We start from the raw sequence: 12,466 nt of genomic DNA, 5'->3' as shown, positions 1-12,466 counted from the left end.
AGAGATAATTTACTCAAATACTACCGTACGATTTCCATAGACCAAGACGCGATTCTGCAAATGTAAACGTACTGCCCTAGCTAATACAACTCTCTCTAAATCCTTACCTTTTCTAATCAAATCTTCCACTTTATCACGGTGGCTTACCCGCACCACATCTTGTTCAATAATTGGTCCCGCATCTAGATCAGAATTTGCATAATGTGCTGTTGCACCAATAATCTTCACACCGCGTTCAAAAGCTTGATGATATGGATTTGCACCGACAAAAGCTGGTAAAAAGGAGTGATGGATATTGATAACCTGCGGAAATTTAGCAATAAAATCAGTACTAAGAATTTGCATATATTTTGCCAATACAACCAAATCAATGTTGTACTGCCGCAGTAATTCTAGTTGTTTAGCTTCCTGTTCCGGTTTATTATCTTTATTGATGGGAATGTGGTGATAATCGATATCAAATTGCTCTGCCACTTCCTTGAGATGAGGATGATTGCCGATCATCAGGGGAATTTCAGCAGCAAATTCTTTAGCACGGTGTCGCCAAATTAAGTCCAACAGACAATGTTCTTGCTTGCTTACCCAAATAGCAATCCGCGGGACTGTATCAGAAAAGTGCAGTTCCCACTTCGCGCTTAATGGTTTGGCAATAGCATTAAATGCTGGTGCAATCAACTCACGCGGCAAGTTAAACCCTTCCAATTGCCATTCCAAGCGTGTAAGGAATAACCCAGATGCAAAATCTGTATGCTGATCTGCATGAATAATGTTACCGCCATTAGAATAGATGAAATTGGCAAATTTTGCCACCAATCCCCGTTGATCGGGGCAGGAAATTAATAATGTTGCTGTTGGACTTGTCATGATAAAGTCGTAACATCGAAATGCTAATGTCTGTAAGAGTAGCTATACATTAGCTGCATCAAGAGAAAAAATTTGTATATGATTTTTAATAAAATTTTTTTTAAAAAAACCTGTATTACCTAGTCACTAGGTTATGATTGCAGTTTTAAGGTAAGACAATCTTAATATTAATTTAAATTAAGAACCAATGATGATGATGGTGAAAACTATTCTCGCTTATTCAGCTATGCTAATTTACTTAGTAATGACCTACTGTTTTTTTAGTGCATGGCTGGATTTCTTTCTACAAGACAAAGAAATGAATTCAGCACAGCGCTCTTTTTCTGGTATCATTTTAGTTGTAGCTAGTCTTCTGTGGCCAATCGTAGTTCCTTTTGCTTATTTAGAACTATTAAAGTTTCATAAAAAACACAAAAGATTTATCGATATATTAATCCATAAGTCCAATTCTAGTATTTATTAGTAGTGATACAAAATTGTTAATTACCTAAAGGCTATTGTTTTATAATATCAAATCCGTTTGATTAGTTACCGTATCTGCCCTCACCCCGTGCCCCTCTCCCAAGTTGGGAGAGGGGTGTTCGACAGGACGGGGTGAGGGTTTTTAATGAACATGAATTTAGTGTGCGATCGGCGAGAGTACGGCCCAAAAACATAGAATGGTGCGTTAGCCTTTGGCGTAACGCAACGGCAATAAAGGGGGAGGAAAATCCACACCCCTTTTTGCCTCCCCTACGTATCTTTTCAAAAATCAAATACTAGTCCTATATTAGTATTCAAGTGGACACGATATTAATCTCTAATTGTCTATTTAGTATTTTGAGGAGTGGGTAAATTGAGGCTAGGTAAGGGCTTACTTTCACCAGTATCAGTAGATTGTTTCCATTCTGATAATTCTCGATTGACTGCGTTTTCAAAATCTGTAGATACTAACAGTACGTTTACATTCCCATCTGGTTTAATACCAGGATCGGTTTGAGCATATAATAAACGGCGGTTAAAGTCAGACTTACCCAAAATTAATTGATGGGTTTTCTGATTTTTGAGTTGGATATCGATAGTTGCTTGGGGTTGAACTAAACCAAATTCTGGAAGTTGGTTAACAGAGATTGATAAAGTGCGATCGCTCTTACCCTTGACCAACAAATCCATTAAATAAGAAACTATGGCATCACTGGCTGGTGCTTGTTGAGGAGATTTCATTAACCATTTTGGTCGTTCAGAATCTTGGTTGCGTTCCAGAATAATGGTGGCTTTTTTAGTCTTAATCACCAGAGACGCCACATCATCCGCTGCAAACGAGAAAATTTGCTGCTTTTTCTCCTGGACTTTCTCTTGCTGAGTCTTCCAACGAAATTCATAGAAATAAACAAAACTGCCCAAACCCAGCGCTAGCAATATCAAAATTAAAGTTGTTCGCTGTAATTTCATTTTTTAGTCATCAGTCGTTTGTCATTTATTGATAGTTGCTTATGACTCCCGGTTGCCCATTTTTAGAGGAGTTAGAAAAAAGCCTACTCAGGGGTAAAAGAGTAAGCCAATTGCAAGCAGCCGAATCAAACTAGTAACACGGTCTTCATGCTGCAAGTAAATCGGTGTCAATGATAACTGCTAGAGCAATTGTTGACCAATTGTCTGGGTAAAGCAAGCGGTTAACCGTTATTTTGTTTGTGCTTGCGTAATTGTTCTACTATGTATTCTTCCAGCTCTTGCCTTTCTCGATTACTTGCACTCCTTTGATAATTTTTTCCTGTTTCTTGAATAAATTTACGTTTCTCACTTTGAGAAGATTTAAGTTTACCTCCTGATGCTTTGCCCCCTTTTTGTAATTCCTCCCACGTCTTTTCACCAATAGTTTCACCTAGTTTTACAAGTGCAGCAGGTAGTAATTTTTTCGCCTCTGCTTGAAAATCGTCTTCTGTCTCAAGGGAAGAGAAATCTACATTGCCGAAGTCGATATCGATTTGAAACTTACTCATTAAATCGTCAAAGCTACATTAACGACTATACAAGAATGTACATACACTCCTACGGTCTTTAAAATCTTGCAATATTGACATTCATTAAAACTTGATGCTTTGCTTTCATGTAGAGATGCTTTCGGATTGTTGGGAAGATGGTTTTCTTTTGAAGAACTTCCAGACTCTTTGAATAGCAAATATTAGAACACCAATGACGATGATTCCTGCTACCAGTGGGGTTGCGATCGCCAAAACAGACAGTGCGATTGCGATCGTAAGCTCAATGGTTGACAAGACTGGATTGGTTAATCCGCCTGAGACGCCTGTAGACGTTAGGCGCAAGATATTCATCAATCCCTTGGTTAATCCTGCACTTCCACCACCTGCGATTAAAGCTAAAGTCCATTGCACCAGTGGATTCATCTCAGGGGCAAAGGATGCTGCTACAATCGTCCCAGCGATGAATGCAGCGGGTGTGGCAACAGTATCCAGCAGATGGTCTAGCCAAGGAATATAGTATCCGATAATTTCAAGCAAACAAGCGACTGCGAATACAACTAAGGCTTGAGGTGATTCCAACCAATCGAAGTTAGTTGGCAAATCTAAATGTCCAACAACCGAAGCCACACTTAATGCCAGCAATGGTACAAATACCCTAAAGCCAGCCGCCGCGCTCAAACTGATCCCCAGTAAGAATTCAATTAATGTATCTAGATTGAATAAAGTATTTAGGTCAATAGTAGGATTCAAGTTATCCTCCTGCTGTTCAAGCTAAATCATCAAGTGCATTCCAGATGAAGCATGTTCCTGTGCTCCAACTGATTACCATCACTCAACAGCGATCTGGAGTTAACACTAACAAATTGTGCTCAAACCTTCATCAGCCTTTAGGTTTTTAAGAGAATTATTTTCTCAAAAATGAGCAAATCGGGAGTTATTACAAACAACTAACAACTAACAACAAATTACCTTCGCAGCCACCATAGAATAGCTGCGACTGCAAATCCGATTAGGGGTAAAACTAACAGAGAAGATAAAGCTAAAACATTGGCTTGTGCGCTTGTGAGATTAATGCGACGGTTCTTTGGTTCCTTGGGGCGAATGGAAAGAGGTTGCCGATCCTGTTGACTTGCCCAATTGACGGAATTGAGGAATACATCTCCATTTAACTGTTGTGCAAATGAGCCATCTGTAGCAAAGTCAGAATCTCCGATGACTACCATTCGTGATTCGGTAGCGGTTGGGTTAGCAGGAGGAGTGGGGCTGGGATTGGCTTGAGATGGAACTGGTAGTTTCCGCTTTAAAGCAACACCTAAGGTCAAAGGGCCTTTGAGATCCTTTCCTTCGTTGAACTGCAAGTTTTCGTTTTGCAAGTCGCTTTCTGCCCAAGTGTTGGGATAGGGTTTAGTCAGTAGTAGTTTAGTTGCTTCAACACCAGGTACTGGAGTAGTTTCAATTGGTCGTGCTAACCGATAAAAAGAAATGCTGTTACCAAAATCTTTAGTAATTGGATGTTGTCCGTACTCTGTAACGATGGGAACAGCAGGGCCAAACGCGACGCTACCAGAGACATCGACAGCCAAGCGATTATCCAGCTTTACACCCCATTCTGTTAGCAAACTGTCAAGTTTAGGGTCTGTACCTGGATCGATCGCCAGCAGCAAGTTGCCACCTTGATTGAGATAGTCTCGCAAGACTTTCACCTCGCCGTCAAACAGCGATCGCTTTGGCCCGGCTATCACCAAGACATTAGCGTCACTAGGAACACTTGACTTTTCCACTAGATTGAGTGGGGCGGTGGTGTAATTTTTGTTGCCTAATGCCTGAACTGCTTGGGAAATCGCACCTTCACCACTGGTAAGTTGGCGTTCGCCGTGGCCTTGGAGGAAGTAAACTTTAGCTGTACTGGTACTAGAGATTTGTTGCAGACCGTTAGTTAATTTGATTTCTGAAAGGCGATCGTTAACATTTACTACCTGTAATAATTGCCGTTTATTCCCAGATTCTAAATAAACTTCACCATAATCTTTGACGCCAAACTTCTCTACCAATCCTGGTCTAGCTTGAGGATCGATGTACTCAAACTGAAACTTTGAGTTTTGCTTCTGATAATTTTCCAGCAATTCCCGATCTTGAGGATTTTGCGCCACATCAAATACCAATACCTTTACTGGCTGTTTTAAGTTCCGCACCAGTTCTTTAGACTCAGGGGCAAGGGTAAATAACTGAGTTTCTGTTAAGTCTACCCGCACTTCGTAGCGACTGGCTAAGAAGTTAATTAACCCTAAAATCGCCAACACTGCCAAAGTTGCAACTAAGGCATTAGTACCAGCTTGGGTGGAACGACGCCCCCACCAGTTACTCTCCTGGCTTTGCAATACTAGCCACAAGCCAATGATGACTGTTCCAGAAATTATCAACGCTAGAGGAATTGTTCCCCACTCGTTTGCAACCAAACCAGTTGCTAAGCCAGCAGTAGCTAAGAATAAGCCTAGCCAAATCAGATATTTCCAAAGTTTTTTTGTAGCGATAATTTTCATGATTAGTTAGTTGTTAGTTGTTAGTTGTTAGTTGTTAGTTGTTAGTTGTTAGTTGTTAGTTGTTAGTTGTTAGGCGTTTGTTAATCAAGCAACAACAAACCACGAACACCCAAGCAATTCCAACCAACCACCAACAAACAACAACCAACCAATAACTACTGTCTTTGAAAGCGGAGTGCATCAATTGATTGTGCGGTGAGAAAGATACCTAAGACAATGTAACTGCCAAATAATACCAAGCTGCTGCTATCAAAAATGCCTTGGATGAGATTGTTGTAATGTTTTAGCAGCGATAAATAGCCTAAGGCTTGTCCGATCGGGCCACTGATATTTTTAGCAATTAAATCCACAAACAGCAACAATAAAATAGTGGCAAAGGTGAGGACGGCTGCCAAAATTGTGCTGTCTGTTAAAGAAGAAATAAACATTCCCAAAGATAAAATTGCTGCTGCTAGCAAAATTAATGCTAAATGTCCTAGCAAAGGAATTGTTGGCGGCATGGCTGGACTTGAGGCACTCAAAGCGATCGCTTCCAACGCCAGCATCGGTACTACCATTGTGGTAAAAAACGTGACGACTCCCAACAATTTACCGATTGCTACCGCCCAGTTTGTCACTGGCGATGTGGCTAACAGTTCTAAAGTACCGCGCTTGCGTTCTTCGGCGTAAAGTCCCATTGAGAGTATGGGCAGTACGAACAACAACAACCATCCCATCCGGTCTAAAAATGCCCGCACAAATTCATAAGGCACATCTATTGGCGGGACTGGCACTCCAAACTGTTGTCCTTGGGTGTCTAATGCGGCTACTGCTGCCAAAATTCCGTCTGGCCCCATCAAAATTAAGATAAAGAACAACCCAGCTATAAACCAAAAAATACCTGTGATCGCATAAGCTAAAGGCGAGACAAAATAACTCTGTAACTCTCGGCGATAAATGGCAACAATATTACTCAGTACTACACCCATCTAAGCCGCTTCCTCCTCATTAGCTGTTGCTGATTCTGCCTCAGTCTGAAAATTTTTTTCTTCTGTGGTCAGTTCTAAAAAGACATCTTCTAAGGTGGCGCTTACCCGTCGCATTTCATGTAAAGCAAATCCCGTCCGCAGCAATGCCGCGGCAATATCTTTTCCTGGTTCAGCACTCGGTTGCGATATTACCCGCAGGTAAGCACGATTGTCTTTCGGAAAGTGACCGTGCATTCCCGCCGCAGGCATTGATTCTATCAAACTCACACCAGGCAGATTTTGCAATACCTGTTTGGCTAAACTCGCTTCACCTTCAATTTCTATTTCATAGCCAGAGCCACCTGTCAACTGGGTCATGAGTTGTTCTGGTGTATTAGTTGCTACTATTTTGCCGCGATTGATGATTGCCACGCGGCTACAGGTCATGCTGACTTCTGGCAAAATATGGGTCGAGAGAATAATTGTGTGAGAACCAGCTAGGCTTTTAATTAAATTTCGCACCTCAATAATTTGGCGGGGATCGAGTCCCACGGTAGGTTCATCCAAAATGATCGCTGGGGGGTCGTGGACAATTGCTTGAGCAATGCCAACACGCTGTTTATATCCTTTAGAAAGTTTGCGGATAATGACGTGGCGTTTGTCTTGTAAGTTGCAACGTTCTATTGCTGCTTTGACCTTAGAAGTGCGATCGCCAGCCGGAACTCCTTTGATCCGCGCCACAAAATACAAAAATCCCTCGACCGTCATTTCTGGATACAACGGCGGTGTTTCTGGTAAATAACCAATCCTTTGCCGCACGAGGAGCGATTTTTCATGGACATCGAAGCCAGCAATCCTAGCTGTACCACTTGTCGCAGGTAAATAACCGGCCAAAATCCGCATAGTCGTAGTTTTACCAGCGCCATTTGGCCCTAAAAACCCCAAAATCTCTCCTGGTTCGACGTTAAAAGTTACATCAGTTATTGCTCGGGTCGAGCCGTATGTTTTACTCAGATGCTCAACTTCAATCATTGGTTTGGGCTAATCGCTAATGATAGTAAGACACGCAATAATATTAAACCTCACTGGAAATTTGGGAATGGGGGAGTGGGGGAGTGGGAGAGTGGGAGAGTGGGGGAGTAACCACTAACTACTAACCACCAACCACCAACCACTAACCACTAACTACTAACCACTAACCACTAACCACTAACCACCAACCACCAACCACTATTTGTAAAATTCTTGTCAGAAGGCATGTGAACAGTTATTTTTGATTGTCATAATTTAAACTTGCCTATCTATAAATCATCAATGGTCAACTCTACCCTCGTTGCTACACTCTATGTCAACCCCGTGACTGGGAATGATGCCAATGCTGGGTCACGGTTGGTTCCCTATAAAACTCTCACTCGTGCCTTAAAAGCATCCAAAACAGGGATGATTATTCAACTTGCACCGGGGACTTACAGCACTACTAATGGTGAAATTTTCCCGCTGGTCATTCCAGCTGGAGTGATGGTAGTGGGTAACGAAGCAACCAAAGGCCAGGACATTATCATTTCCGGAAGTAGCGAGTATCAAAGCGAAAGTTTTGGAGTGCAAAATATTACACTGCTATTGTTAGGTGATGCTAGCCTCATGGGTGTAACTGTAACCAACGCCATCACCAAAGGTACTGGCGTCTGGATTGAATCGACAGTACCAACTTTAGCTAACAATACTTTTATCAAGTGTGGTCGGGAAGCTGTGTTTGTCAGCGGTACTGGCAAACCAGCAATACTTGATAACGTATTTGTAGAAAATGGAGCCTCTGGGCTAGTCATGGCCCGCCATAGCAAAGGGGAAGTGCTGCGGAATGTTGTGCAAAAAAATGCAATAGGAATTGCTATTAGTGACTTTGCCGCACCTTTATTAGCAAATAATAAACTATCAGAAAACCGGACTGCGATCGCTCTGTCCCGAGATGCACGACCAGTACTCCGGCAGAATATCATCGAAAAAAACTCCCAAGGCGGACTGCTGGTAAATGGCAACGCCACCCCTGACTTGGGCAGCACTCAAGACCCTGCTGGTAACATTTTTCGCAGCAATTCCAGCTTTGACGTCCACAATGCTACTTCTAAAAAACTAGTCTCCGCTGGGAATTTATTGAATCCTGTTGGAATAAAAGGATTAGTTGAGTTAGGCGCGACTACAGAAGATACTTCCAAAAAAGTAACTATTAGCACTAGCTTTTCTGACATGACCGGGCATTGGGCAGCGGCTTTTGTGGAAGCATTGCTGAGTAAAGGCTTAATTAGTGGCTTTGGTGATGGTACCTTTCAACCCGAAGCACCGATCGCTCGTGCCCAGTATGCCGCGATCGTTGCTAAAAGTTTTGACTTACCTCAGAAAAATCAAGTAAATAATTTTACAGATGTAAAACCAGATTTTTGGGCAGCAACAGCCATTGAGCGTGCTGCTGGCATGGGTTTTATCAGTGGATTTCCGGATGGCACGTTTAGGCCAGGACAAAATTTAACTAAAATTCAAGCAATAGTATCTTTGATAAATGGGTTACAACTAAGTGGTGGTAATCCAAATGTGTTAACAGTGTATCGCGATCGCGCCCAAATACCCAGTTATGCCAATGATGCCGTGGCAGTTGCTACCCAGAAACTGCTAGTGGTGAACTATCCACAAACCGAATTACTAGAACCGTTGCGAGATATCACTCGCGCTGAAGTAGCAGCATTAATCTATCAAGCGTTGGTAACAATTGGCAAACAAAAGCCGATTATTTCTCCTTACATTGTCAATCCCGATGCAGATATTCCCTCCTTTACCGATCTCGTCGGACACTGGGCAGAAGGATTTATTCGGGCATTAGTAAGCATGAATTTAACACGTGGTTTTGCTAATGGTAGTTATCAACCCGATCAACCTATGACTCGCGCCCAGTATGCTGCTTTAGTAACTGCTGCTTTTAACCCTACTCCCAAACGTTCGGCACCAGATTTTACTGACGTACCCAAGGATTTTTGGGCATATAAGTCCATCCAGCAAGCAGCACAGGGCGGCTTTGTTGGTGGTTTTAGCGATCGCACTTTCCGCCCCCAGCATAATGTGCAACGGCTACAGGTAATTGTTTCGTTGGTAAACGGGCTTACCTTATCAGCAGCCCATCCCGATGTTTTACTTGGCTTTAGCGATCGCAATAGTATTCCCGCCTATGCTAGTGCCGCAGTCGCAACTGCAACGCTGCAAAGGATCGTTGTCAATTACCCAGATCCCAAGCAAATTGAACCTACGCGGGAAGCAACCCGGGCAGAAGTAGCAGCAATGGTGTATCAAGCATTAGTTGCGATCGGGCGAACGCCAAATATAAATTCACCGTACATAGTTTCCACTTTTGCTGTGGGCAACAAGTAGAATGGAGAACACTTGCTTTAGTAATGGGGTGTAAAAAAACATAATTATGAGGGTCTTTAGTAGTTGGTTGTTAATAGTTGATAGTTGGTGGTTGGTTGTTGCTAGTTTATTAGTCCAAACAACAAACAACAAACAACAAACAACAACCTTTATTTGAACCATCCAAAAAACTGTAGCAAAAAGCACTATAGGCTATATGCGACGGGAGCAAAATTTAGCCCTCTTGACTGAAGACGAAAGCCCAATATTCACGCCTACTTTGGGTGCAACTTCCGACTTGGCAAAAGTTTTATTAATTCACTATAGTTTCGATCTCAGTGGTTATAGTGCCAGTGAGCTAGTTAATCGTTGGCAAAAACAATACCCAGATAGTTGGCTACATTTAGCAGTTATTGAAGCACTGTATCAAGGACGCTACAAAGCCATATCGGTACAGCAAATATTAACACTTTGGCAGCGACGGGGACAGGCTACTTATCATTTCAATATGGAATTTGAACGCCTAATTTGCAGCAAATTCCCTGAAAGCTTAACCTCTGTCTCAAACTCGCCTCAACTTCCTGTCATCAATAGAAGCACTCCTGTTCAGGAGTTGAGAAATGAGGATGCAGGAACAAGAAAACAAGGAGATCGGGAGATCGGGAGATCGGGAGATCGGGGGAATTTGTCTCCCCACCACCCCACCACCCCATCACCCCACGATCATAGTAGCTCCCTAGCTAGCACTGCTCCTGTACCACTCCCCAACAAACAGCGGATGCTTCTTCCGCCAAATGCCAATAATTCTCCCATTGAGCAATTTACCCCCAAAACAAGCGATCGCTCCGAGTCTTTTACGTCGAAACTCAAAGCAATGTCTAACGACAAGCTGCTAAGCAGCTACGCTCAAGAGGAAATTTAAATCTGAAAATAGCTCAAAGTAGCCTAAAGCGTTCTAATTTACGCAGTTTATGACGGCTGCTTTGTTTTGGAGTCAAAGTCTTATTTAATACTTAGGGTGTAGACAATTTTGAAAGTGTCTACATAATGAATCTCCAAGGTACAATGCGTCATATGCTATGAAACTGTATAACAATTAGATTATTAATAAATTATTAAAGTTTATCTGTCTAGCTTTAGTAAAGCGTGCATTTAGCTCTGATTGCATAGAATATTTATTTGCCACATTTAAATTTTTCTCTTAATCTTTCCAAACTATATTTTCTAACCTGTTCTCTTCTTAAAGTTATCTATGTCTGCAAATTAGTCTCTTAAACAAAGCTATCCTAACAAAAATGGTGTTTGCTGAATCAAATTAATGTTCAGTAAATCCTGTTTTTATTGTTACAAAATAGCCACATTCGCCAGATATTAAGACGTAAGTTTTATTGACTGTCAGCGATGCTCAGCAAGCCTTTTGAAGAATTTGAATTAACATTATCTACGTAAATTAAAAAAAACTCTAGTATTAAGAAAGCTTTTTAAAAAAATTAACATCTGTTATAATGAGGTGAACATAATTTTGAGCCATCCGAATGCGGACTTAGAAAATACAAGTTTAAATAGTCAAAACTTGTAGTGTTTGCTTGATAGAGTGCTGGTTTGAGTGTCTTATGCAAAATGCAAGTATGTTTCTCATCCTCCGACAGCAAGCCCTCTTGCGAAAAACTTCAGTAAATTTATTTCTCTAGAGGTGTTACCTGTCTCTGTAATAGGTAAAAATGTAGCCAAGTTAGCAAAACTTCACAAATATTCTAAAAATTGCTTTCTAGCTTTATAGTTTGATGGAATACTAGTTACTGATTCTACCGACTATGAAGTGGGTTGAAGCCAAACCTTGGAAAGTGCTATCTGCCGTTTCGACAATGCTGTTTCTCAAGGAAGCTATTAATCATGAGAATTTTGCTAGCAGAAGACGATCAGCGCATTGCTGAGTCACTTGCAGCGGCTTTTACTGCCCAACATTACATTGTTGACATAGCTACTGATGGTGAAAAAGGTTGGGATTTTGTGAGGACTTTTGCTTATGATTTGTTTTTGCTGGATGTAATGCTACCAAAGCTTGACGGTGTCAGTCTTTGTCAGCGGGTGCGCTCTCATGGTTATACCATGCCAATTCTCCTGTTGACTGCTCGAGATGATACCACTGACATAGTTGCAGGATTAGATGCAGGTGCAGATGATTATGTGATTAAACCGTATAAGCTACAAGAGTTGTCGGCTCGTATGCGAGCTTTATTGCGGCGTGGACATACCACCTTATCCCCTGCGATGGAATGGGAAGGATTACAACTTGAGCCTAATATTTGTCAAGCAACCTATGAAGGTCGGCCGTTGCATCTTACTCCCAAAGAGTATCGCCTATTAGAGCTTCTCCTGCGCCGTAATGGTTGCGTTCTGAGTCGTTGCGACATTTTAGAAAACCTTTGGTCTTTTGACGATCCTCCAGATGAGGATGCTGTAAAAGCTCTTGTCAAGCGTTTGAGACAAAAGTTGAAGGCAGCTGGAGCACCCGATGATTTTGTGGCTACAGCTTATGGCATGGGCTACTATCTCAAGCAGTATTCACACGAACAGCAACCTCGTCATGATGAAAATCTCACTCACCCCCCGCTTGTGGCTAATAGTCGAAAAAGGACAGGATAGTAATTTCTAACGGAAAAGCTTTTTATTCTCGGTCTTAGAGGCAATGAAAAAGCCTGGGCAAGAGATTGAGTTAGCCAATTTAAGTTGCACGCAGCGTTCAGCCGAATTCCAATGT

The 12,466-nt window shown here is 41.9% G+C and carries 10 protein-coding genes; 3 read left to right on the top strand and 7 right to left on the bottom strand.

The features are described 5' to 3' along the window. Positions 1–9: 9 nt before the first annotated feature. The 7 genes from purU to FIS9605_RS0104685 all read right to left on the bottom strand — a co-directional run bounded on the left by purU (position 10) and on the right by FIS9605_RS0104685 (position 7,344). Entirely contained in the window at positions 10–864 is an 855-nt protein-coding gene (gene purU, locus FIS9605_RS0104720) for a formyltetrahydrofolate deformylase (protein ID WP_026731551.1), read from the bottom strand. Between the two features lie 807 nt (positions 865–1,671). Continuing rightward, positions 1,672–2,295 (bottom strand): DUF4340 domain-containing protein, encoded by a 624-nt coding sequence (locus FIS9605_RS0104710; RefSeq protein ID WP_026731549.1) that lies wholly within the window; start codon positions 2,293–2,295, stop codon positions 1,672–1,674. 221 nt (positions 2,296–2,516) lie between these two features. Further along, positions 2,517–2,843 carry a hypothetical protein gene (locus FIS9605_RS0104705; protein WP_026731548.1) on the bottom strand — a complete coding sequence of 109 codons (327 nt, stop codon included), beginning with the start codon at positions 2,841–2,843 and terminating at the stop codon, positions 2,517–2,519. 105 nt (positions 2,844–2,948) lie between these two features. After that, complete coding sequence (locus tag FIS9605_RS0104700) at positions 2,949–3,575, bottom strand: DUF4126 domain-containing protein (RefSeq protein WP_197036001.1); 627 nt, start codon at positions 3,573–3,575, stop codon at positions 2,949–2,951. Between the two features lie 215 nt (positions 3,576–3,790). After that, positions 3,791–5,365 (bottom strand): GldG family protein, encoded by a 1,575-nt coding sequence (locus tag FIS9605_RS0104695; RefSeq protein WP_026731546.1) that lies wholly within the window; start codon positions 5,363–5,365, stop codon positions 3,791–3,793. 155 nt (positions 5,366–5,520) lie between these two features. Then, positions 5,521–6,333: an ABC transporter permease gene (locus FIS9605_RS0104690; protein ID WP_026731545.1), complete on the bottom strand. Its 813-nt coding sequence runs from the start codon at positions 6,331–6,333 to the stop codon at positions 5,521–5,523. Next, a complete protein-coding gene (locus tag FIS9605_RS0104685; protein ID WP_026731544.1) occupies positions 6,334–7,344 on the bottom strand; it encodes an ABC transporter ATP-binding protein in 1,011 nt (336 codons plus the stop codon). Between the two features lie 282 nt (positions 7,345–7,626). On the opposite strand from FIS9605_RS0104685, the gene FIS9605_RS0104680 reads away from it, so the two are divergent. From FIS9605_RS0104680 to FIS9605_RS36250, 3 genes are all read left to right on the top strand, one after another. Further along, the gene (locus tag FIS9605_RS0104680; protein WP_026731543.1) at positions 7,627–9,726 is read left to right on the top strand and encodes an S-layer homology domain-containing protein; all 2,100 of its coding nucleotides are present in this window, start codon (positions 7,627–7,629) and stop codon (positions 9,724–9,726) included. A 196-nt stretch (positions 9,727–9,922) separates the two neighbouring features. Next, the gene (locus FIS9605_RS0104675) at positions 9,923–10,627 is read left to right on the top strand and encodes a hypothetical protein (RefSeq protein WP_026731542.1); all 705 of its coding nucleotides are present in this window, start codon (positions 9,923–9,925) and stop codon (positions 10,625–10,627) included. A 971-nt stretch (positions 10,628–11,598) separates the two neighbouring features. Beyond that, entirely contained in the window at positions 11,599–12,351 is a 753-nt protein-coding gene (locus tag FIS9605_RS36250) for a response regulator transcription factor (protein WP_051469928.1), read from the top strand. Positions 12,352–12,466: the final 115 nt, after the last annotated feature.

The organism is Fischerella sp. PCC 9605 (assembly GCF_000517105.1).
GTDB lineage: Bacteria > Cyanobacteriota > Cyanobacteriia > Cyanobacteriales > Nostocaceae > PCC9605.
The sequence above is the reverse complement of the archived record's forward strand: the minus strand, read 5'-3'. Positions and strand labels throughout refer to the sequence as shown.